This is a genomic window from Comamonas testosteroni (genome assembly GCF_030505195.1).
Taxonomy (GTDB): Bacteria; Pseudomonadota; Gammaproteobacteria; order Burkholderiales; family Burkholderiaceae_C; genus Comamonas; species Comamonas testosteroni_G.
Genome location: NZ_CP129672.1, coordinates 938,998 through 961,319 on the forward strand (window position 1 = coordinate 938,998; position 22,322 = coordinate 961,319).

The 22,322-nt window shown below is 58.3% G+C and carries 15 protein-coding genes and 4 pseudogenes; 8 read left to right on the forward strand and 11 right to left on the reverse strand.

Annotated elements, in window-relative coordinates:
- Nucleotides 1–69: 69 nt before the first annotated feature.
- Complete coding sequence (locus tag QYQ99_RS04280) at nucleotides 70–633, forward strand: fasciclin domain-containing protein (RefSeq protein ID WP_302091574.1); 564 nt, start codon at nucleotides 70–72, stop codon at nucleotides 631–633.
- 327 nt (nucleotides 634–960) lie between these two features.
- A complete protein-coding gene (locus tag QYQ99_RS04285; RefSeq protein WP_302091575.1) occupies nucleotides 961–2,196 on the forward strand; it encodes an MgtC/SapB family protein in 1,236 nt (411 codons plus the stop codon).
- 118 nt (nucleotides 2,197–2,314) lie between these two features.
- On the opposite strand, the gene QYQ99_RS04290 is transcribed toward QYQ99_RS04285, so the two are convergent.
- The 6 genes and pseudogenes from QYQ99_RS04290 to QYQ99_RS04315 all read right to left on the reverse strand — a co-directional run bounded on the left by QYQ99_RS04290 (nucleotide 2,315) and on the right by QYQ99_RS04315 (nucleotide 4,224).
- Nucleotides 2,315–2,488, reverse strand: a complete 174-nt coding sequence (locus QYQ99_RS04290) for a crAss001_48 related protein (protein ID WP_302091576.1) — start codon at nucleotides 2,486–2,488, stop codon at nucleotides 2,315–2,317.
- A complete protein-coding gene (locus QYQ99_RS04295; RefSeq protein WP_302091577.1) occupies nucleotides 2,478–2,774 on the reverse strand; it encodes a DUF2829 domain-containing protein in 297 nt (98 codons plus the stop codon). Before QYQ99_RS04295 ends, QYQ99_RS04290 begins: the two co-directional genes overlap by 11 nt.
- Nucleotides 2,775–2,831: 57 nt before the next feature.
- Nucleotides 2,832–3,206: pseudogene (locus tag QYQ99_RS04300) on the reverse strand (integrase core domain-containing protein); the annotation flags it as partial.
- A gap of 185 nt (nucleotides 3,207–3,391) precedes the next feature.
- Nucleotides 3,392–3,643, reverse strand: coding sequence for an RNA recognition motif domain-containing protein (locus QYQ99_RS04305; RefSeq protein ID WP_302091578.1), 252 nt, complete (start codon nucleotides 3,641–3,643; stop codon nucleotides 3,392–3,394).
- Between the two features lie 61 nt (nucleotides 3,644–3,704).
- A complete protein-coding gene (gene infA, locus QYQ99_RS04310; RefSeq protein ID WP_302091579.1) occupies nucleotides 3,705–3,974 on the reverse strand; it encodes a translation initiation factor IF-1 in 270 nt (89 codons plus the stop codon).
- A gap of 31 nt (nucleotides 3,975–4,005) precedes the next feature.
- A complete protein-coding gene (locus QYQ99_RS04315; RefSeq protein WP_302091580.1) occupies nucleotides 4,006–4,224 on the reverse strand; it encodes a hypothetical protein in 219 nt (72 codons plus the stop codon).
- A gap of 401 nt (nucleotides 4,225–4,625) precedes the next feature.
- On the opposite strand from QYQ99_RS04315, the gene QYQ99_RS04320 reads away from it, so the two are divergent.
- Complete coding sequence (locus QYQ99_RS04320) at nucleotides 4,626–4,808, forward strand: hypothetical protein (RefSeq protein WP_302091581.1); 183 nt, start codon at nucleotides 4,626–4,628, stop codon at nucleotides 4,806–4,808.
- Between the two features lie 219 nt (nucleotides 4,809–5,027).
- Here QYQ99_RS04320 and QYQ99_RS04325 read toward each other — a convergent pair.
- Together QYQ99_RS04325 and QYQ99_RS04330 are read right to left on the reverse strand one after the other, a co-directional pair.
- Nucleotides 5,028–5,279: pseudogene (locus tag QYQ99_RS04325) on the reverse strand (lipocalin family protein); the annotation flags it as partial.
- 256 nt (nucleotides 5,280–5,535) lie between these two features.
- A pseudogene (locus QYQ99_RS04330) lies at nucleotides 5,536–5,634 on the reverse strand (IS5/IS1182 family transposase); the annotation flags it as partial.
- Here QYQ99_RS04330 and QYQ99_RS04335 point away from each other — a divergent pair.
- The 4 genes and pseudogenes from QYQ99_RS04335 to QYQ99_RS04350 form a co-directional block, all read left to right on the forward strand.
- A pseudogene (locus QYQ99_RS04335) lies at nucleotides 5,629–6,180 on the forward strand (site-specific integrase); the annotation flags it as partial. The pseudogenes QYQ99_RS04330 and QYQ99_RS04335 overlap by 6 nt on opposite strands.
- Before the next feature lie 1,568 nt (nucleotides 6,181–7,748).
- Nucleotides 7,749–9,626, forward strand: a complete 1,878-nt coding sequence (locus QYQ99_RS04340; protein WP_302091582.1) for a hypothetical protein — start codon at nucleotides 7,749–7,751, stop codon at nucleotides 9,624–9,626.
- Entirely contained in the window at nucleotides 9,626–10,918 is a 1,293-nt protein-coding gene (locus QYQ99_RS04345; protein ID WP_302091583.1) for a hypothetical protein, read from the forward strand. Before QYQ99_RS04340 ends, QYQ99_RS04345 begins: the two co-directional genes overlap by 1 nt.
- A gap of 68 nt (nucleotides 10,919–10,986) precedes the next feature.
- A complete protein-coding gene (locus tag QYQ99_RS04350; RefSeq protein WP_302091584.1) occupies nucleotides 10,987–16,122 on the forward strand; it encodes an FtsK/SpoIIIE domain-containing protein in 5,136 nt (1,711 codons plus the stop codon).
- A gap of 71 nt (nucleotides 16,123–16,193) precedes the next feature.
- Here QYQ99_RS04350 and QYQ99_RS04355 read toward each other — a convergent pair whose 3' ends face one another.
- Complete coding sequence (locus QYQ99_RS04355) at nucleotides 16,194–17,810, reverse strand: DNA cytosine methyltransferase (RefSeq protein WP_302091585.1); 1,617 nt, start codon at nucleotides 17,808–17,810, stop codon at nucleotides 16,194–16,196.
- Between the two features lie 157 nt (nucleotides 17,811–17,967).
- Here QYQ99_RS04355 and QYQ99_RS04360 point away from each other — a divergent pair, with 157 nt between their 5' ends.
- A complete protein-coding gene (locus QYQ99_RS04360; RefSeq protein WP_302093110.1) occupies nucleotides 17,968–18,360 on the forward strand; it encodes a very short patch repair endonuclease in 393 nt (130 codons plus the stop codon).
- A 452-nt stretch (nucleotides 18,361–18,812) separates the two neighbouring features.
- On the opposite strand, the gene QYQ99_RS04365 is transcribed toward QYQ99_RS04360, so the two are convergent.
- A complete protein-coding gene (locus QYQ99_RS04365) occupies nucleotides 18,813–21,791 on the reverse strand; it encodes a DUF927 domain-containing protein (RefSeq protein ID WP_302091586.1) in 2,979 nt (992 codons plus the stop codon).
- The gene (locus QYQ99_RS04370; RefSeq protein WP_302091587.1) at nucleotides 21,788–22,309 is read right to left on the reverse strand and encodes a hypothetical protein; all 522 of its coding nucleotides are present in this window, start codon (nucleotides 22,307–22,309) and stop codon (nucleotides 21,788–21,790) included. The genes QYQ99_RS04365 and QYQ99_RS04370 overlap by 4 nt, the downstream gene beginning before the upstream one ends.
- Nucleotides 22,310–22,322 lie beyond the last annotated feature (13 nt).

The window sequence follows — 22,322 nt, forward strand, 5'->3', positions numbered from 1 at the left end:
ATCCAGATAAGGAGTGGCTGCGTATTCCTTTCAGCCGGCATTTTTCGGCTTGAACATTAAGGAGCATCCATGTTCTCGATTCAATCTGCACACAAGTTGGCCTCGTTCAGCCTGGCTATCTCTATGTCTGCTGTATCCGTCTCGGCAATGGCTGATGTGATGGTAGGTGGAGCCCCCATGCGACCCTCCAAGGACATCATCGACAACGCAGTCAATTCCAAGGATCACACTACGCTGGTCGCTGCGGTCAAAGCTGCGGGCCTCGTCGATACGCTTAAGAGCCCCGGTCCATTTACCGTCTTTGCGCCCACCAATGCCGCATTTGATGCTCTTCCCGCTGGTACCGTTGACACATTGCTCAAGCCTGAAAACAAAGAGACGCTGACAAACATCCTCACATACCACGTCGTCCCGGGTAAGTTGGACGCCACAGCACTCAGCAAGATGATCAAGGACGGCAAAGGCAAGGCCATGATCAAAACAGTCAGTGGCGGCACCCTGACGGCCAAGGCCAGCGGAAAGAAAATCATGCTGGCGGATGAAAAAGGCGGCACAGCCACAGTGACCATTCCTAACGTCTATCAATCCAATGGCGTGATTCACGTGATCGACAAGGTATTGCTTCCCAAATAAGCAAACCTGCAGTTAGAGGTTCTAAACAAGCCTCAGCTTGGAATATGGAACGTCCCTTGAAATCGACCGCAACACCACTGGAGTGATGATTGCGGCCGATGGGACGGAAATGCCTTTGGTCGAAGGCTATTGAGGGAGCGCGCAACCTTGACTCCTCCTCTGTCACGCTCCTTCACACAGGAGGACTTAGATAGAGATTTGAACGTTTTACGATCCAGCTCTTGTTGCTTGCGGCGTCATCTCGTACTCAACTATGCTGCGTAGCAGTAGCTAAGGCGCAGTCCCATCAATCGGACGAGCCTTATTCACATCGAGAGGTTGAGACTTATGCAGCTGAGTTGGGCCGGTGTCGATCATTGGGTAGTCTCCTTAGGCTGCGGTCTGCTTATCGGTCTCGTTAGCGAGCGTCGCGGGAGTGAACAAGAAAGCATCGCTGGAACTCGTACCCATGCCATAGCAGCGTTGCTTGGCTGCGCGGCCTGGTGGTTAGGCGTGCTGCCCTTTGCCGTTGTACTTCTGTTGGTCGGTGCACTGACCGTTGCAGCCTACTGGCACTCAGCCTCCAAAGACCCAGGCTTGACCAGTGAAGTGACTCTACTTTTCTCATTAACTCTGGGTGCCTTATCGCACAAGAGTCCTACCTTGACTGCAGCTCTGGGCATCCTTTGCGCATTGCTGGTGCATTCCAAAGGCCCCATACAACGCTGGAGTCGTGAGTTACTCAGTGAGAATGAATTGAGGGATGGCCTTCTGCTGGGCGCTGCGGCGCTGGTCGTGATGCCACTTCTGCCGCAGGCACCTGTAGATCCATGGGGTGTACTAAGCCTCGCAGCCCTTTGGAAAGTGGTTGTGCTGTTCATGGCTGTGGGTATGCTGGGCCACATACTTACTCGAGTGCTGGGCCCGCACTGGGGCCTACCTGTGACCGGATTCTTTTCTGGATTTGTGTCATCTACTGCGGCTATAGCCAGCCTTGGCAACTTGGCCAAGGCAGACGAACATCAGCAAGCGCAAGCCTTCGGCTGCGCAATGCTGGCTCAGTTGGCCTCGCTATGCCTATTCATAGCGATTCTCTCGACAACATCCATAGCTCTGATGCTATCTATGGCACTCCCTCTACTCGTTGCAGCTCTCTGCCTTGTGTTGGCTGCAGCCACAGGATTGCTGAATCGACAAAAAACTGCCACGCAAACTGAATTTGAGACCGAACGGGTATTTAAGCTTTCAACTGCATTGCTGATTGCCGGAACCATTGCGCTGATGTTAGTTTTAGGCGCCTGGCTCCAACATGTCGTTGGCAGCACTGGCGTACTGGTCGCGGCGGCATTTGCAGCTTTGGCCGAACTGCATGCCGCTGCTGCTAGCTTAGGGCAGCTTTTTGCGTCAGGTAGTTTGCCCCTGTCCACCGCTCAGTGGGGGTTGGTTGTGATTCTTGCTTCCAGCGCAATCGCCAAATCCGTACTGGCGTTCGCCGTCGGGGGAGCCAAATATGGAACACGAGTCAGTCTGGGACTAGCCTCTATGGTGACAGGAGCAAGTCTGTCACTGCTATGGATTGGCTAATGCGGACAGCTCATCAGCGATGTGGTGCGTGATGATTGCGGTCGATGGGACGGAATTGCCTTTGGTCGAAGGCTATTGAGGAAGCAGCAAGCTCATTGCCCAGAGCAGGCCAGTAGGCTTAGAAAGCAGAGATGCGCTCGCCCAGGCTCACGGCGTACTCGCGCATTACGTCGAGCTGGCTGCGCATGCGGGACTGCTCATCGCTCCCCAGTTGGCGAAACAGGGCATTGCGCTGAATGAGCTCGTCCAGCTTGGTGATGCGGACGTCCAGCTCTTGCTTTTCATCCAGCACGCGCTGATGGGGGGGCGAGACCGTGCAGCCCACCACACCCCGCATCGGCCAGGCAGGCATTGACGCTTGGCACCCAGGTACTGACAGTCTCGTCTACGTTCTTGATAGCGAGATAGGCGTTGTAGGGCACCATCGCGCCCACGCCGAAATGCTCCTTGGCAGCGCCGGTCTGCACCGGACAGCTGGCGGCAGGCACCAGATAGACAAACAGGCCTTTGCCGCCCCAGCCCGTACGCTGCAGGCGCTTACCCAGCGTCAATTCCTTGATGGCGTCGCTGAAATTCATTGAGGGTTCTCCTTGGTCAGAGGGATCACTGGCCACGCTGTGCGCCAGGTTGCCGCATCAGCTGCGTGGCCATCTGCTCGAATTGCCAGCTCTGTGGATCGCTGGCTGCAATAGCGGTGAACCGTCAAGACGGTTATTTGCAGATTTGAGCCTGGACATCGCAGCGATGTGACCGATACCGCTGTGTGGCCTGTGCCAGTTGTAGTGGTGCTGCCAGCTCGCCAGCGCATGGGCCCGCTCAGCTGAGTTCTGGTACCTCCAGCCATAGGCCCACTCGCGTAGCGCTGACTGGATGAACCGCTCGGCCTTGCCGTTGGTCTGCGGCCGGTACGGTCTGGTGAACTTGTGCTGCACCCTCAAGGCTTTGCAGGCTGCAGCAAACTCCTTGGACCGGAAGGCTGCACCGTTGTCTGTCAGCAGGCGTTTTACGCGGCACGCTCATCCTTCAAGAAGCTGCCCTGCAGTGCAAAGAGATGGCCATCAAGACTGGCTGGCGCGAGGTTCAACTCCAGTAAATAAAGAAGGTAGTCGCCTAAGTAGGCGCAACTAAAAAACATGCACAAAAGAAAAAAGCTCACGCTTTTGGCGTGAGCCTTCTTCCTGCAAATCAAAGAAGTTTATTTGCGTGGACGGGCCAAAGCCACACCCAGAGCGCGACCACCCAATGGCTGGTCGTTCAGTTGCTCGATGGCTTTTTGCGCCTGCTCTGCGGTGCTCATTTCAACAAAGCCAAAGCCGCGCGAACGGCCGGTTTCGCGATCCATGATGATGTCAGCGGCGACGACATCGCCGCAGCCGCCGAAATGTGCACGAAGAGCATCAGTGTCAATCGTGTAGCTGAGATTGGTCACATAGAGATTGGATTGCATAGTGTTCTTTCAAAGTTTGCTCAGGCATTGATGCAATGAGCGGACAAGAGGTTGAGAGGAGTTAGCGGCGCTTGAAGGCCGGCTTGGCTCCAGGAGCAGCGCCAGTGCGTGGAGCAAGATGGCGAAAGGTCACTCGTCCTTTGTTCAGGTCGTAGGGCGACATTTCAACGGTCACTTTGTCGCCAGCCAGAACGCGAATACGGTGCTTGCGCATCTTTCCGCCGCTGTATGCGATGAGCTGATGGCCGTTCTCCAGAGTCACGCGAAATCGCGCGTCCGGCAGCACTTCATCAACTCGTCCTGACATCTCGATTAGTTCTTCTTTTGCCAAAGTAGCTCCTGTGAGTGAAGGATTCAGCCGCTCAATTCAGACTGCGGTTCAGCACCATGTTGCGCCCCTCGGTCAGGGCATAGTCAGAGGCGAGCGACTCGTTAGAAAACTGAGGGACAAATCGAATGACGCGGTCATAAGCGCCGCGGCGAATGGAAACGGCAGCCAGGAATTGGCCGCTGGTGCTCGGCTGTGGCAGAGGTGTGACCACGTAGCGGCCAATCTGCTCTGTAATGTTTTTATGCAGCATGAAAACGGACGGCCGCACGCATGATCGCGCAGACCGTCAAATGAGATAGGGAAGGCCCACTGTGAATGCAGGGGGCAACGCAGATCCATAAGGATGTTCAGGATCTGGGGAGTTCGCCTAGAGGGGAGTGACCACCGCGTGCTTTGCTAGAAGAGCGGCTACCTGCGGCCAAGGGGCGGCAATGGTGTCAGACAAGCACTGTTGGGGCGAACGGCCTAAACAGCGAGTGAAACGAGTATAGGCCAACTGAAAGACCTTTGGTTTACAACATTCAACGCCAACTGCGGGGCGGTGCTTGAGCCGTATTCCCCTGCTCTTTCGAACACGAAATCGATAGACCTGTCCGCAGTAACGCGGTACCGTGGGACGAACTGTTCGGAAATTTACTGAGGGCCTTAGCAATGAGCAAAACTACAAAGTCCGCTGTCCACCATACCGTGGAAGCCAAGCGATGGGAGCTCAGTCGGGAAAAAGAACGCATCACCTATCCCGCCGACCATGCCGGCCCCATCCAGATGGACTGGCGCAAGCGCGAGAACTACTCTGCCACCGACCTCAACTATCGAGGCCGAAACAAGACCTAGAAGTCCTTCCACTACATTGCCATTGCCCGCCTTCGTGCGGGCTTTTTTGTAAAGAGCACCGATATGACAAATACCAATACCAACAAGCATTGCGGAAGCTGCGGCGCACCCAACTTTCAAGAAGGCCAGGGATAAGTACTGCCTTGCGGCCATTGACTACCAACACTCCAGCCTGCCGCCACGGGCTTTTCTAATTCTCTGGAGCTGAGACTCGTCTCCCTACTGCGGGACAACCTGGACTTGGCTCAGGTCCACCCCCTGCGATTGAACCTTGTCCAGCAATCGCCTAAATTGCTGCTCAGGGATGCTCTTGCTTCGGGAAAGCAGCCAGAAGTAGTCGAGGCTATTGCCAATCACCAAAGACGTCTGGTACTGATCATCCAGACTCACCACGTGGTAGCCACCGTAGAACGGACCGAAGAAAGACACCTTGAGCGCCGCGACGCTGGGATCGCTCAAGAATCGCGCCTTCCTGAGGTTGAAAGCGTCATTCAACCATCCACCAACCAGCCCGCCTTGAAGAGCGGGCTTTTTGCGTTCTGGAGCCATGAAGCCGGCGTACTACAACGAAATAAACCCGTTGCCGAACCAGACGCTGCGCAATCTCATTGCAGCCAGGCACATAGCGCCCGGTGACGTTGACGAAAAGAGCATTGAAGATGCGCACGGCAGCGCTTGTAGTCATAGCCCTTGTCGGCGTGCAGCTTCGATGGTCTTTTGCGAGGGCATGTTCACGCAAGCGAGTACGCATGGCTTGGTGCAACTGCTCCCAGACACCAGCGGCATTCCAGTCGCGCAGGCGCCGCCAGCAAGTCATGCCTCTGCCATCCTCAAGGCCTGCCGCCCCGACGAAAGGTCCATGCTCCAATTTTGGTTCGAGACGAGCTTGTGCCCAGGCGAGCTGCAGGCGTTGCAGTGGAGCAACATCGATTGGGAGCGAGCCATTGCCTGGATAGAGCTCAATCAGGTCGCTGGCGTGATCAAGGGGCCCAAGACAGCCGCCGGCATCCGTGATGTGGAGCTGTCCGCCGAGGCACTTTCAGCGCTGCGCGCCCAGCGCCCTATTTCCGAGCTCAAGGGCGAGCGCATCTGGCTCAACCCTCGGACGAGCGAGCCATGGAGCACCGACGCCCAGATCCGCAAGACGCTCTGGCAGCCGGTCTGCAAGCGCGCCGAAGTGGAGTACCGCAACCCGTACCAAGTCCGCCACACCTATGCCTCGGCCCTGCTGACGGCTGGCGCCAATCCCTGGTACGTGGCCAGCCAGCTGGGGCATGAGGATGTGGAGGTGGTTTTCCGCACCTACGGCAAGTTCATCAGGGACGACTACCAGAAGCCAAAGCCTGAATTTCGCATTGTGGGAGAAAAATGATCGGTGCGATTTGGTGGACACCACAGGACACCAAAAGGCAAAGAAAAACCGCCACACACTAGGCTTTCCAGTGTGTGGCGGTGTCTTGAATGGGGCTGGCGTCAATTGAATCATCTCTTGAAACCCGCATAGAATAAAGATTCTTGAGAATCAATTTTACTCCTGTACCCCACTTTGTACCCCCTCCCTGGTTTTGGTACCCCGCTTTGCGCTAGCCCAGCCCTGAGCATCTGACCTTCACTTAACCCCCTTAGGAAGCCACGCAACAGCCCGACAACGCGGCTCGAATTACCCGCATCTGAAGCTCCCAGGAAGGACCCGCGACCTTCCGGCCTCACGCCCCTACCCTTCCCTCACCTTTACGCTACAACCCCCTTGGGCAGTTCTCGCAACAGTCCGAGGATGCGGCTCGAATTACCCGCTACAGAGGAACCGGGGAAGGCCCCACCCTCCTTGCTGATGACCTCACCCCATTGCGAAACGGTAAAGCAGCGACTAGACATTCCATGAAGGAATCAGTTGCACAACATCCAGCGAATATGTCTTCTAGGATATGACCGAAAATCTTGGGAACACTGGGAACAATCTAAAAATATTCATCCAAGCCATTGTCGCTATTGAATAAAAGTGTTCCCAGAATCACTTTGGGAACAGCCGTTTTTCTTGGGAACATTGGGAACAAATCGGCCTAAATCTACTGATTTGAAGAAAAAAAGCTAATCAGAATACTCTTCTTTTAAGGCAAAGCGGCCGAAGTCTTTACTTTTCTGGTGCAGACTTCAGTTAATGATTGAATCAGGAACGGCACACAATTAATTCCACCGCGGAATAAACCTCCCCTACCGCCCCTTCCGGCGCTTGGCTGCTCTCCCTTCGGCAATTAACCTGCATGCTCATGCCTAGATAGCAGATAGCGGCCCGTAAACGCACCGCCAGTCCCGAGGCGGCCCCATGGGCATACCACTCCCGCTTACAGACGGGCAAACAGGCAGCTCAATGCGAAAGTCCAAGGTTTCCACTTTGGGCTGGCTCACCCCTGCGTGCACTCCCGCCATACATCTTCCGACCAGGCCCCCTTGCCGGTGACAGCTAGTCAGTTCTCAGGTTGAGACCTACGACATTAGGCCGGTCAGAGTTTTTTCCAAGCCGACCATTCTGGGATGACCTGACCTGCTCACGTTCTGTAGCCGGAGCGTTGCAGCGTTCATTACCAGACTTTCGACTGACGGTGGCTCGCATGGCGCGCCCTACGACCAAGACTGGACATTCAATGTGTAGTGCCGAAAAACAGACTATGAATGGGTAGACTGACGCGGCCTGTAAATGCACCACCAACTCATAGTCGCCAACCAAAGAATGAAAACGCGAGTACTCCGCTACAGATACCAAGAAGCGTCTATCAAGCCCGGATCGATTCAGTATGTTCTGCCCCACTGAAAGCAGAACTCCTGCCAATAGGGGCAGTGGAGGATTTATGGGATCGTTCCGCATCACCGCTGAATGGAAACCCCGATTCAAGACATGTTACAAATACAACCAAGAATAATTGAGCACAGAGGGAGACTGATATGCCAGCGAATATCAACAGCCACATCGTTCGCCTGCACCGCTTCCTGCCGTTCAGCGCTGCCCATGATCAGATCTACGAGGAGTACCAGACTGGCGAGGACAACCTCGATCTCGCCACGGTTGCTATTTCGTATGCCGCAGATGCAGTCAAGGCAGGTGCACGCTGCGTAATACTTACTGGGGATGCAGGTCATGGTAAGACCCACATGTGCAGGCGGCTGATCGAGACTGGTCTACTGGGACATGACCCAGGAAGCGCAAGGAAGTTTCTGCTCGAAAGCTGCGATGGCAGCTCTGCAATACCTCCGGCGAGCGGGATTGAAGGCGTGCCTCTGCGAATCCACAAGGATCTTTCCGAGATTCAGCCACCTTCTAATGCAGCGACACTCCTCGAAGAGGCAGGTAATCGAAGTAACGAAGCTCTAGTCGTTTGTGCGAACGAAGGGCGGTTGAGAGCGATCATCAGCTCGGAAAATGCCGGTCCAGTCTGCCGATCAATCTCAGAGCTATTCAAGGATTCGTTCGAACGCGGCGTTACGGCCAACGCAGAAGGCACGGTCCACATCATCAACCTCAACTACCAGTCGGTAGCTGCTCAATCAGATGAGCTCCCTGCCAGTTTGCTGCGGCGGGTACTTTCAAGCTGGGTCTCAGACGGTCGACGATGGGGAGACCGTTCCTGTGGTTCCTGCGTGCACGAATCACTTTGCCCCATCCGCCACAATCGAGCCCTGCTTGCCGAACACGGCGCCGCTTCTGAATTGCGCCTCAGGCGTCTGGAGGAAGTGTTCGAGGCACTTGAGAGGCTTGGCAATGTAGTCACGATTCGCGAAATGCTGATGCTAGTGTCGTACCTCATTACCGGTGGATTGACCTGCTCGGATGTGGACCAGCGCCTGACGTCCAGCAGTCACCCTACGGGATGGCAGCACGCGTGGGTCTTCTACAACCTGCTGTTCCGCGCTCCGCCGAATCTTCCGGCCGACCGCGCGGAAAAGGGAATTCCGCTGCTGGCCGCGCTCAGACGCTTGGATCCCGGCGCTATTGCTGTTCGTCGCGTCGACGAAAGGATACTGAATCGTGGTGAAGTATTCGAGCCGAATCAGCTGGATTTGAAGTTCCTTGCCGGTTCGACCAATCGGGCCACTATCGTCGACGCCGCACTGGGCATCGATGACTTCAATGGGAATCCTCAGACACGTGCTGACCATGCACGTGAGGCAGAGACAACTGGCCTAGCGGTTGCCGCCCTTAGAAGACGGGCCTTCTTCGATGACATAGAAGGCTCAGAAAGCGTCATGCTCAAGCTGGGCTTCAAGTTTGGTGACATATTCCTCAGCGTGCTCGAAGGCAGACTTTCGCCGCAGGAGCGGGTCCGAGTCAAGAACGTCATGATTGCGGGCTTGCACTCGATCCAGGGACTGAGAATTGGCCGAACCGAAACGATGCTCTATCTGGTCGACCCTGCGTTCGGAAAGGCCAGCGCTGATGCTGCAATCATCGCGAGACAGATTCCCAGTAGCAGGATAAACCTGTATCCAGCCAAGGCGGCCTGGTTAGGCGGAAAGGACGACCGATGGTTCATGCCACGCTCAGTCGACTGGATAGACAGAAGCGTCATCCTTCAAATCGATGAGCGGCTTGGTTTGCTAAAGGACCTTCCGCTTGACCTGCTGTCATTCGAATGCATCGGCCGTGCGGCGTCTGGCTATGTCAGCGAAGAGTTCTATGCCAACGAGATTCGGCGAGTCCGAACCTTTCTGGGACAACTCTCTGAAAGCGCAACGGAGGAATCGGCTCAGATCTCGGTCTTCATGCGCGGGCAACTTCAAAACGTCTCCCTCGATCAGGGCGTCATTCAGGTAGGAGGCGAGTAATGGCGACTGCATCTGTCCAAGCACCGGATATCACCAAGAAGCTCTTCGGCGGCATTTTCGTCGTCGACGGTTCCGGTCACTACCCAGGCCTAGAGCTGATCAACCTCGTCGTCTGCTGTGCAGAAGGCACCTTGCCAGACACCGAAAGGGTTCACGTCCATCGCGCCGCACATGACTTTGCACGACAACTGATAACGGAACAGTTAGACCCAGCGCGCAAGGCATCCGTCCTCCTGAATGAGCACACAGCCGTTGCCGTTGGCCACCTGTTGCGCTGCCTGGAGCTTGACGTACCCAATGCGATCAAGGCGAAGGGGTGGGAGCGCACGCACTTTTTTCCATACACACGGTCACTGGTGCATTGGGATGCCAGAAAGGGCCGCAAGGCCGGCGTAGAAGTGCAGATGGAGAGACGGTACCTGCGCGGTGCCGGGGCCTATGCGTTTGCAGTCCTGCGACGTGATCCTGACCACGATCGGTTACAGGCAATGCGGGACGGCTTCGATGCACTCTACCCGAAAGACCGTGAATCGCCGCTAGAACTTCTGTCAGCCACCCTTCGTGCAAAAGGCAAGTACGACGACGAGGATGCCCCGTCCTTTGATGTAGTTGAAGCCGCGACAGAGGTTCGCAACGATATCTGGGAGGAGCTGTTCAGGGACGGCATGCGGAACATTCTCAGTCACACGGGTCTCCCCGCAGTCCAACGCGCTAAGGCGGTCATGGCTTGGACGTCCATCTGGCTCGCCTTGGTAGAGGCAGCGCGCGCGCTCGCAATTCAGGCAGGGCCTGGCATGGCTGTAGTAGTCGACTGTGCCGGTTCACATCCACAGTTGCGACGTGCGGCGCAACGTTGTCTCAAGGACATCGTTGGCGTTATCGAGCAGGTCTCACGCGAAGAAGGTGCAAGCCAGGGCCAACTGAGCGGCCAGCAGCTTGGTCAGATCCGCGCTTTCTTTGGCAATACAGCGGCGGCCGGAGGTCTTCTGAACTCTTGGAAAGGACGACGCCACTTCACGCTAAAGCTTTCAGCGATCGAGGCACTAGTACTAGCCGCAGTGCCCGCTGGCACTGAGCTGGAGTTCGAGAATTTCCTGACTCAATGGCTTTTTGAAAGATGTCGCATAGTCGCTGGCCGGGAGAGTGCCGCTCGTGCCGGCATGCTGATGGCATTTGACGGAACCATCTTCGAAGAAAACGAACGACGCCTAGCTGACCAGATGCGCGCCGCAGGTCTGCTGAAGGTATTTTCCGATGCCACAAGAATGGTCGCTCCGGGAGGGCGCAGCTGATGTCCAGGACTCTTGCAAAGGTGGCCGCCAGAGTCGCCACATTGGCACTGACTCGTGACCGAGCAGCCATGCACCAGTGCTTCAGGATCAAGAACCTGCACGCGGACGAAATCGTTCAACTTGTGGAGGCGTGGCCAGAAGCTGCTCACGCAGCCAAACTTGAGCAGGTTCGACTGGTTGTCGCAGACGGCCTGGACGGCACCCTGCCTCCGCAGTTTGTTGCCGAGTCCGGGTACTCGATCACGCACTACCGAAACCATAATCCTGGTGGCCTCATCTACATCGAGAGCAGTGTCCAAAGTGATGAGCAGGGTCTGAAAGACATTTTCAGCCTCCGTGACAGCAACTTTCTCGACGGCAGTTTTGATGACTACGCGAAAGCAAGTCGTGGCATTCCTGGCCTCCTGATTGAGGAGGCTTGGCGGAGCGCTGGTGGCTCGCACGGTGTTCCGCAGCTTCTGCTCGAGCGCCTCCTGCAGGTGATCCGGCTCGTTCATCCAGAAATCGAACCGGTACCAGTTCGCCGCTACGTTGCATTTGTAGAACTGGCTTGCCGTGCCTGGATTGCTCACGATCGCGTCATAGACGAAATGCAGGCAGACCGCATTGTGGGGAGCACACTCTGGGCCATGGACATGTTCCCAGACGAACGCTGGAACGAAGGTGGTGCTGAGGCGCGATGCCGCCGCAGGCTAGAGATGAACGCTCGGCACGCGGACCTGCTCGATGGCTCAACCGAACTCGCTGCAGAGGAAGTAGCCGCAAGGTCAGAGGCGACACGCTTCAAGCGCTCCGATGGCAGCCCGATGCCAGACTCCGATGCGACCCGCTGGCACGAGCTCTGCTCCAGCTACGGCTTCACACCGACCGATGAGCTCCGCAGACAGATCCCCTATGAAATCTTCAGCCAGCTGTTTGTCAGGGACACCGCCGGCCTGCGCCTAGGTGACCGCGTTCGTGCCGAGATCGAAAGCTCTGCACCCGGCCGCCTCGGGGAATTTGACTCCCTTGACGTGACCGTCGGCCTGAACGCCCGGAACAGCCTGGACGCGAACCGCCTGCTTGAGGCGGTACCTGCTGAGGGTGCAGCTTCTCTGACCGACGCGCTCACTGCAGCCACACGAAAGTCTGTCGAACGCCTCGCTGAACCACCGCGCAGGCAATTCTTCAATCCAGCGATAGAGATCGTGAGACTTGTTCAGCGGGTTCGGGCGGATGCAACCGCAGCCGGGGTAGCGAGCATCTCCATCGAAATCGGAAGCAAGGACGCTGCAGGAACACCGACACACGGACTCTTTGCCTTTCTCTTCGGCGACACGTTGCGTTCCATCTCTGCGGACCTCGAAGGACTGCCTGACGCCTGTCTGCTGGAGCCTGCTGAGGAATTGATCCACCCGCTGCCAGTGCCTCCGTTACTCGAGGACCAGCCTGACGACACCGACGATGCCGTCCAGGAGTACACCTGGGATCCGCTCCCTCTGCGCTTCACGCTTCGTGATTCGAACGGAAAGACGCTAGAGGTCATCGACCAGATGGAGTGGCTGCCTTCACCAATTGAACAGTTTGCGCTCTTCTGGTTCCTGGCTGCGGCACCGGATTCTCCTGCTCTGGACATGGCCGGGACATTGCTGATCACCCAACCCGCCGACGGAGACGACTGGCGAACGCCGCTGGCATATCGTGAGGCTGGTCTGGATGGACTGGCACTGGATCCAGCTCACCGGTCCGAAGACAACAGCCCGCTACTGGATGAGTTGCTGACACTGCGCCATGAGCTGCGCGATGCTTTTCAGAAAGTTGGTCTGGATACCGGGCGAATTCAGTCGTTCTTGGACGCTTGGCAATCGCTCCTCCGGCAAGCTCGCGAGCACTTCGTCCCGGACGGTACCCGTAGCAAGGAGCTTGATGCATTTCTTGGTACAGACCTTGTCGCCATCGCTGGCTCCGAGCGACGCTTGATGCTACCCCTGCACCCGATACGCCTGCGGTGGATATGTAGATATTTGGAGCAGACAAGGCGACTCGCTCACGAATTCCTTTCTGGTACAGCCAGTTTTTCTGACGGAGAGGGCGATTTCTATCTCGACTGGCTAGAGAAGCTCACACCTCGTGAATCACCACCGATTGCGGTGGGGAACATGGGACAGCTCCTTTATTCGAAATCCGAGTCCGGCTGGTGGGAGGACTTCTCTCCGCTCGATACCGACAGCGGAGACGTCTCGTTTGATGCAGAGGCCATTGGATCGATAGCTACCCGCATCGTCAGCTATCTCGATGCTCACCCCTACAAGCGAGACGGACTGTCACTGCTGGTTGTTTTGCCCACCAATGACTCAATGCCAGCGGAAATTCTCCGGCGGATCACTGCGAGGGCGAATCGATCGCTGCGCATCTCGATGCACGTTGCAGCCCCAAAGAGCAGATGGGAGGCGATCGCAAGGGCGGTAGAGAAGGTATCCGATGGGGGAGACAGCGGGCCACATGCACGCTTGTTCCCCGACAGGGATCTCGCCCTGATCGACTACAGGGCAGGCGACAGTCTCGCTGGACTGCTGGCAGATCTCCAGCTTGACATTGCTGTTGTTACCCATGTACTCCAGGAGCAGATCGTCAGCCAGCAGAACACCGAGGCACCAGTTGAGCGCACCGGGGTCTTCGATGCCCTTCAGCACCGGCCGCTCCGCTTGGAGGCAGGAGGTGGTGGGGGAGCAATCTCGCTGGTAATGCTGCCAAAGTACCCAGACCCGGTACTCGAGTCATGGAGCACATTGACAGTACGAGCAAACCGGTCCAGGCCTGTCGCTCCGGGCCAGCCAGAAAACACCGACCTGGTCGAACTGCGCGTGAACTTTCAAGACTCTGCCAGGCTCTTCAAGGACTTGCACGAGCACTGCCACTGGGTTGTCACGCTCGAACGGCACATATCACGTGAGCAGATCGAGTCCGACGAGGCAGGCGCGCCCGACGTCTTGAGCATCGAAGATGGTGTTGGTGCCAACCGCCTCAACACGCTGGTAGTTTCCTCGCGATCGGGGCGTGAGCTGATCCAGGCTCGTCTGGCCAGAAAGTTGCGGCGGCTGATTCCACAGCAAACCCAGTCCGGGGTTTCGCCCGACTTGTTGGCCAGCCTTGCTGAAGGCATCTACGACTCAACTAGGCGGCTAGCTCCAAGACTCGCGCTGCAGGCTCTGGGCGTAGCTCGGGTCACCGAGGAAATCATCGGGCTTACGGTCGCCCGGAGTCTGGCTGAGGAGATCTACCCGGCACGATTGGGGAGCGGGCTTGTCGCATGGATCAGCCTGGATGAGCACACGGACTGGTTTGGTGGTCATGCCCAGGTGCGTGCGGATATGTGCCGTCTTACTTTGGAACGAGGCGACGACGGTTTCGTCGATGTGGACGTCCTAGTAGTTGAGGGCAAGCTGCGTCAGCTTTACGATGGCCACGGCGTTGTCCAAGTGCAGCGGACCTGTGACTTCTTCCGATCTGTGCTTGCTGGATCGGGTAGCGACACAGCGCGCAACGTGGACGAAGCCATGTGGCGGGAGCAGATCGCATCCGCCGTAGAGAGCCTTCCAGCAGACGCAGTTCAACTTATGGGGGCAGAGGCGGGAGACATCAGAAACTCAGAAACCGACCTTGTGCACCGCACGATCTCTGACCTGCGTTCAGGATCAATCCGCCTTCGGGCCGTCAATGGTGTCTACTCCGTGTGCCTCTGGGACAGCGAGAGCCAAGACCTCCTGCGATCGGATGCAGAGGGCATTACGGTACTACGGTCAACAAGATTCCACCTAGTCGATCACGTCCAACGCTGCGAGGGAAGAGCGGAGCGCCAGACAATTACCGAGACCAGTTCTAACTCGTGTCAGAAATCGACCGTGGGCCACTCGGGTGCACTGTCTCCAGGTAACAAGGATGCCCTCGACCCCGGACGAAATAAAGCTGTAACTGAGGTTGAGCCGACGCATCCTGTTGATTCAACGCCGCTTGCTACTGAGCCTGCACTGGAGGGTCTCGCTCACAATCTGGCGACCAATGAGCAAGCCACTTCTCCTACAACCAGTTCCGTTACCACGCATCTGCAGCCGACTCCCGGGAATATTCGAGGGATGCCGCACAACATGCTGCGTCGCACATACGAAAACATTCTTGGCTGTTTCGCGACTCATGGAATTACCGTATCAGCTGCACACGATGAGGAGCAGCCTTTCATTGAAGGGCCAGCATCAATACTCTTCAAGGTGCGACCTGGTCCAGGCGTCGACCCTCGCAAGCTCTCGGAGAAGGGGGCAGCCCTGAAACTGGTTCTGCAGCTCGAGCAGGATCAGAACGTCACTTTCAGCATCGACCGCGGTTTCGTGACCATCGACATGCCGAAGCGAGCCGAGCAGCGCTATTTCGTCAATGCGATGGAAACTTGGTCCATATGGCGACGACCATCCGCAGCACTTGCAGTGCCTATCGGAGAGGATCGCTTCGGACAGCTTGTCGAGGTGAACTTTTCTTCGTCCAACAGCCCTCACCTGTTGGTCGCGGGTACCACCGGAAGCGGCAAGTCGGAAGCTCTCAACACGATCCTGTTCGGTTTGACCCGGCACTATGCTCCCGACGAACTGCGTCTGATGCTAGTGGACCCTAAGGGCACGGAACTCGCACCGTTCGATGGTTCCTCCTATCTTGAAGGAGGCATTGGCTGGGACGATGCAGACGCGATCAAGCTACTGAAGGCCGCGGTCGAGGAAATGCAGCAGCGCTACCAAGTCTTCAAGACAGCCGGAAAACGAAGTCTGGCCGAATTCAATGCCGCTGTGCTCGACAAGGATCGCCTGCCGTGGTGGCTCGTGGTGCTTGATGAGTACGCTGACCTTACGCACGATCCCCTGGCAAAAAAGGAGATCGAGGCGGAACTCAAACGGCTTGCGCAGAAGGCTCGCGCGGCAGGAATTCACGTCATCATTGCCACCCAGAAGCCAAGCGCCGAAGTCATCAGTACCAACCTGCGCAGCAATCTGCCCGCCCAGCTGGCGCTGCGGGTCAAGAGTGCGACGGAGAGTCGCGTGATTATCGACGAGGCGGGTGCCGAGAACCTGAATGGAAAGGGTGATGGGTTACTGAAAGCCGATGGCCGCTTGGTTCGTATCCAATGCTCACGCGTAGATCCTGCAGATTGGCAAATTGCCCTGTCGGGTCCTCCAGCCTGATTCGGTGCTATCCGCTGGAGTATCGATGATCCGGCCTGTGCTGCCCCGGCCGGGGGCAGTTTGACCAAGCCTCAGGAGAGCCTTGCCTGCTTGAGTATCTCGGCAACAACGTCAGCTATCTGATTGGCGAGCCTAGGCGGGACGGCATTGCCTACCTGCGTGTACTGGGATGTCCTGTTTCCCAGGAACACATATGTATCCGGGAAGGTCTGAAGGCGCGCAGCCTCTCGTACCGAGAGGCTGCGGCACTGCTTTGGCTTGTAGTGAATGAATGCGTGCCCATCCTTGGCGATGTGACTCGTGATGGTCATGCTGTGCCTGTGCCCGACCTGCACCCGGAAACGATCCTTGAAGATAGATTCACTGACCTTCTCAGGGTTGACATTCTTGTGGTCCGGAAGCAGACATATGGGGAAATCGGCCAGCCGCGGGCTTTCCCCGACAATCTTTCCGTAGGCTGATATGAACATGTAACGGACCAAGTCGCTCGGCATATGAGAGCGGCTTTCGTGGTTCGTGAGCAGATTCGTTTCGCGATCCCTGTACCACTCAGGCGTTGCACGAAGCTGATTTCGCCGGTCGCTTCGAGGCAGGCGCATCCGGTCGCGACCTGGGCCTGGGTCATGCTGTCTAGACAATAGATCCTGGCGAAGGTTCATCATCAAGTCGGCGATCTCATGACTCGATCCAGTTCCTTGCAGTCTCAGCTCGTGGACCGCTTTGTCAAAGATCGGGAGCGACAGCGCATCTAACCAGGTCATGCCCTCTCCCCGCCTGGACACCTGGGGACTCAGGCTGGGAAGGTCTCCCAGCGCCTGTCGCACGGTGAGACGTGGTGACGCCTCGAGGCCGTGAAAGCCCTTGAGCCTTTCGTAGACGTCCTTGCGGATTCCCAGGATGATCACTCGGTGGCGAGCTTGGGGGATACCAAAATTCTCTGCCTTGATGATGAAATCTTCGGGAGCGGGCACTATCCGCGATTCAGGGTCCACCAGTGGAGTGAGGACATATTCGAGGGGATCCCGAGAACCGTCCGCCAGGCCAGGATTCTTCAGGTCGTCCAAGATCCTATGAAAGATATGACCATCGTCCACCTTGGATGAGAGGATTCCCTTCACGTTCTCCATGACGAAGACCGCTGGCCGGAACTCCGCGATGACGTGAAGGTATTCCCGGTAGAGGAAATGTCGCTGATCTTTCTCGGCGACATAGCCCTCTTCCCCCTTGTTGCGTGCACGACCGACGACTGAATAGGCTTGGCAGGGAGGTCCGCCGATCAGCACGGCATTGTCCGGCAGCATGCCGTGTTCCAGGTAGGGTCCAAGCCGCTTGCGGATTTCGATCGAAACCTCGTTGCGGTTGTTAGGACCAAGCTCGATCTGCTGGGCTTCCTGGTCTGCATGGGAGCATGCTTCCCGGATTCTCAGGCTTTCGCAGGCCTGGAGTGTGGTGAAGAGGGTGTTCCATGGCACACCCTCTACCAGTGCATCCCAAAGCTGCCAGTCTTCATCAGTTGTTGCAGGATTGCGCGTGAGTTCGCGATGGGCAGCTCGAAGACGCAGGGTCTCGTGCGCCATCGCATCCTTCTCAATGGATATGGTGATCCGGAAATCACCTCTGGCAGAACGTGAAAATCCTTCGCCCAGCCCCCCTGGGCCTGCAAACAGGTCAATTACAGGAATCGTCATCTATGGTCTTGTCTGAACGAAACCCGGGCGGGCTTCGTAGGTGGATTGGCCGGAATACTACCAGGTCAGATAATGGGTGCACTTGGTAAACGGAAAATAGAGTCAGAAGGAGCTGCATTTGGCAGACACAGTCTCTCCCGAGGTCAGATCCAGGATGATGCGAGCCATCCAAGGCTGCAACACCCAGCCTGAAATGAGGGTGCGGCGGTATCTGCATGCCGCAGGATTGCGGTTTCGCCTCCATGACCGATCCCTTCCTGGTCGCCCGGACCTAGTCTTGCCTGGCCGCAAGGTGGTCATATTTGTGCACGGCTGCTTCTGGCATCAGCATCCTGGGTGTCCACTTGCGACAACGCCCACCACTCGCCCGGATTTCTGGCAGGCAAAGTTCGCGGCCAACAAGGCCAGAGATGCATCGGTCGTTGAGAGACTGACGGTTCTCGGCTGGCAGGTTTTCACGATCTGGGAATGCCAGACAAAAGAAGAGATAGAGCTGGACGCTCTCGCGAGGGCAATCTTGGAAGTGCAGCCAGTAGGGTGCCGACGATGACGACATCAAACCGCACTCAAATTGCTGAGTGCTCCATGGCTCCACGAGCCGTGTCGGCTAGACCGGCGCGACTTGGACGGACAGCTCTTACTCGCCAACGCACCTCAAGATCACGAGGACAATGATACTCCTCAAGGTTGGCATGGCCCACCACAATTGGGCTGCGAAAGTCATTCAGGTTGACGATGCATGGTCCTCAATTTCGCAGCGTCGGCGTCACCTCCAATACAAACTTGGATTGGACTGTCATGAATGACCGAAATATGGCCGACAGCGTGAACTCACAGTGCATTTGGGAAACTCCGCGAACTCTGTAGAACAGACATCTGCTGACGAAGCACGAACGACGGCACGGGAGCGAAGCTGCCCATGCTCACATTAATCATTCCAGCCATCTCATCGCCCAATGCTGGCCAAGAAAGATCCGCATTACCTCCAGCCTCAAAACAGGCCTAAATCTCCAGCTCCATGATGGCGGGCGTGAACTGGTAGCACCAGGCATGGCCCACGCCGGGCAGTCGGTGCTTGGCGTCGTATTCGCGGCCCTTGGCGGGTTTGAGGCAGCCGTGCTGCAGCAGCACCTTGCACACTGCCTTGTAGTCGAAGCCCCGGCAGATCTCGGTGCGGAACACTTCGGGCAGCACAAAGTACTCCACCCGCGTTTCCTCGCCGTCGATGGCGGTCATGGCTTCGTAGACCTCCTTGTCTTCCTTGGATGTGCCTGGCGTGTAGCCGGTCTTCAGGATCTTCAGCGGCTTGCCGTCTTCATCGATCAGGCGCCTGAAACCTGCGCGCTGCAGCGTCTTGGCGTTGTGGTCGTCGGTCGCCCGGTGCCACCAGGTAAAGCGCCCTTCTCCGTGCGCTTCCAGAAAGCCGCGCACCTGCCGCAGCATTGCCGTGACTTCGCCATTGCCTGCACCGCCACGGGCCAGCAGCCACGCCTCAAAGCAGGCCTTGGTCGCCCGCTCGCTCTCACCCGGCTCCCAGCCCGTCAAGCCCGCCTCTGTCGCCAGCTCGCCGGCCACGCCCACCAGCGCAAAGCGTGCCGCCACACGTGCCACCTGCCCACTGGCCTTGCCGGGCGTCCAGCTGGCCGCCAGGGTGCCGGATTGCTGGCGCACACGCTTAGACAATGTGTCTGCATGCCCGGTTGCCCACTGCAGAAAGGCGTGACCCACCGCACCATGGCAGAGCTGCGCCTCGCGTGCGAGGTGTGACGAGAATGCAGCCCCGTCAGCCAGGCCGTGCAACTGCTCGAAGGCGCCCATGCCCTTGCCAGCATCTGCCGGAATATCGGCCATGCGAACCTCTTGCCCGGCGCGCGTGCGCTTGCCGCCTTCGGCCATGTGGTCGGCCAGGCCCAGCTCGCCGGCACTCAAGAACAGCAGCCGCCACGTCAGGCGCGTGCGGGCTGCACCGTTGCGCGTGGCCCGTGCCTTGCTCTGCTCGTTGGCCAGCATGTAGGCGCACTCGCCCGCCACCTTGCCCTCCACCTGGGCCAGCTCGTCCAGAATCAGCAGGCTGTCGCAGTGCTGGGCTGCAATGGCTTCCAGTGCGTTGTCGGTGGTGCGCCAACGCTGCATGTAGTTCTGACCGCCGTACACGCTGGCCGCCAACCGCAGTGCGGTGGTCTTGCCGCAAGAGCTATCGCCCCGCAGATGAAAGCCGCCGCTTTCCATGCCCGCAGGGCGCAGCAGCGGCCCTGCAAACGCACAGGCCACTGCAAACACCAGACGGCTGTTGCCTGCGCACAGCCGGCCTATGCGGTCCGTCCAGTCCTGAGCATCGCGCCGAATGCGGAAGGTGTTCTCCATCTGGTTGTCGGACTGGAACACGATGCGCTCGGCATCGTCGCCAATGGTTTCATGCGGCAGCACAAAGGCCCGGCCGTGCCAGCCGATGCGGTCGGTGCAACTCGCAAACGCTTCGGGCTTGCGCGTCTGGATGTACTCCGTCAGCCGGTTGCGTGCCGTGGGCGCTGTCGCAATGCGCAGGCCCATGTTCAGCAGCGCTGCACGGTACTCGCCGCCATCGCTGCTCAGCATGCGCGCGGGCATGGCCCATTGCTTGGGCACGCCCAGCGGGTCGGCAAAGGTCAGCAGATAGCCCCACCCTGCGCCCTCCTGATTGCGTGTCAGCGCCTCCACCTGCAAGGGCGAGCACAGCCACAGCGGGCGCGCAGGGTTGCCGTCCTTGTCGCGGCCGTGGAACCACACCCCGCTCTCGTCCAACGAGAAAGGCTCTTCCCTCGCCGGTTCGTCGTCATGATCCGGTGCAGCCTTGCGTTTGCCGCCACGACCACCACCCCGGCCTGAGCCACCGGAGCCACCAGAGCCACCAGCACCAGAAGCAGGCTTTGCCGCAATGCCGGCAGTGCCTGTGCCATCACTGGCCGCACCATCGCCGCCAGCCTTTGTCTGAACAGCGCTCACAGTGCTCCGCACACAGGCCTGCACGGCCTCAAGCCCGAAGGCTTGGTGCATGTCGTTGAAGTCGCTGCCGCCTTCGGGCAGCGCAGACGGGAACACGGCCACACCGTTGACGGCAGCGGCTGCCGCTTCAGCCTTCATGCGACCGGCGTTGCGCCCGGTACGGGCCTCGGTCGCAGCATCGTCATCGCCGCACACCACCAGCAAGGCATGCGGCTGCAATGCGCGCAAGGCCTTGGCCACATGCTGCAGATTGCCCGCATCAAAGGCCACTGCTACCGGCCAGCCCGTGGCCATGCGCAGGCTGGCTGCCGTGGCATAGCCCTCGGCCACCAGCACTACGGCTGCGCCTTGCAGGCTGCCCAGCATGTGCCACAGGCCCGACTTGCGGCCGCCCTTCAGGAACAGCTTATCCACCCCTTCCGCGGGCCGTTGCGGCGCAATTCGCTGCAGGTTCCACAAGCGCCCTTCCCCATCGCATACCGGCACCAGCAGCCAGCCGTCGGGCGTGTAGCGCACGCCGAAGCCGTGCACGCCTTTTCGGTGCAGATAAGCACTTTGCCCGGTGGTGCTGGCGGCCTCCCAGATGGCTTGCGCCTCATGCGCTGCAGCTTCCTGCTCGGCCTCGATGCGCAGTGCCTCGGCCTGCTGCCGCTGCATGCGCTCCTCGTCCCGCTGCTGACGTTGAGCAGCGCTCGCCGGCTGTGCTGCTTTATCAGCACGAGGCAGCTTGAAGCCATGCTGCTTGGCCAGGAACAACAACGTAGACACACCCACCCCGCCTCCGGCCTTGATGCTGCGCCATGTGCTGCGCACCGCACCGGCATCGAAGCTGCTGCCGCTGGCTGCACTCCAGTCGCTGAACAACTGCAGGCCCAGGTCGTCCGGGTACTCGCTCTTGATGGCCATGCCCACCCTCGCCCACTCGTCGCGGGGCAGGTTGGACGGCACAAAGCTCAAGGCATTGCGCAGCAGCTCGGGGGTGATCGTGGTCTGGGTCATTGGATACGCGGCCTCATGTCTTCGGGCCTGAACAGCTGAAAATCCGAACGCAGCACGCCTGGCTGCCAGGGCTCGGACATGGCCAGCATCTGCTTGCTGACCTGCGAATACACCGTCACCACGCCCTGCACGCTCAGGCTGGCGCGCAAACGCGTGCCGTGCGGCGAGGTAAAGGCACTGCCGAGAATCGGCTTGTCTCTGGCCTTGGCGATGAACAGCTCCATCAGATCGGGCCTGAGCCTCTGCAGATCTGCGGCGGGCAGTTCGGCCAACAGGCTGCCGCTGGCGATCTCCAGCACCTGCACCGTGCCCGGCCAATAAAGCAGCCCCTGCTCCGGTGCATGGCGCGTGCGCTGCACTGCCATCAGCAAATAGCCCTTGCGCATGGCCTCTTCCTCCAAGGCCCTGACACCCCAGCGCAGGCGCTGCGCAGCGTGCTCGCGGGCCTCGGCCTGCGCCTTGGCCATGGCGTCGTTGATGGTTGCAGCAGGTGCTGCGCTGCCTTGGTTGTGGTTCATGTTCTGCATGTCG

Coding starts and splice junctions, on each gene's coding strand:
- QYQ99_RS04280 (WP_302091574.1), top strand. CDS start 70: ATGTTCTCGATTCAATCTGCACACAAGTTGGCCTCGTTCAGCCTGGCT.
- QYQ99_RS04285 (WP_302091575.1), top strand. CDS start 961: ATGCAGCTGAGTTGGGCCGGTGTCGATCATTGGGTAGTCTCCTTAGGC.
- QYQ99_RS04295 (WP_302091577.1), bottom strand. CDS start 2,774: ATGAATTTCAGCGACGCCATCAAGGAATTGACGCTGGGTAAGCGCCTG.
- QYQ99_RS04305 (WP_302091578.1), bottom strand. CDS start 3,643: ATGCAATCCAATCTCTATGTGACCAATCTCAGCTACACGATTGACACT.
- QYQ99_RS04315 (WP_302091580.1), bottom strand. CDS start 4,224: ATGCTGCATAAAAACATTACAGAGCAGATTGGCCGCTACGTGGTCACA.
- QYQ99_RS04320 (WP_302091581.1), top strand. CDS start 4,626: ATGAGCAAAACTACAAAGTCCGCTGTCCACCATACCGTGGAAGCCAAG.
- QYQ99_RS04340 (WP_302091582.1), top strand. CDS start 7,749: ATGCCAGCGAATATCAACAGCCACATCGTTCGCCTGCACCGCTTCCTG.
- QYQ99_RS04345 (WP_302091583.1), top strand. CDS start 9,626: ATGGCGACTGCATCTGTCCAAGCACCGGATATCACCAAGAAGCTCTTC.
- QYQ99_RS04350 (WP_302091584.1), top strand. CDS start 10,987: ATGCACCAGTGCTTCAGGATCAAGAACCTGCACGCGGACGAAATCGTT.
- QYQ99_RS04355 (WP_302091585.1), bottom strand. CDS start 17,810: ATGACGATTCCTGTAATTGACCTGTTTGCAGGCCCAGGGGGGCTGGGC.
- QYQ99_RS04360 (WP_302093110.1), top strand. CDS start 17,968: ATGCGAGCCATCCAAGGCTGCAACACCCAGCCTGAAATGAGGGTGCGG.
- QYQ99_RS04365 (WP_302091586.1), bottom strand. CDS start 21,791: ATGACCCAGACCACGATCACCCCCGAGCTGCTGCGCAATGCCTTGAGC.
- QYQ99_RS04370 (WP_302091587.1), bottom strand. CDS start 22,309: ATGAACCACAACCAAGGCAGCGCAGCACCTGCTGCAACCATCAACGAC.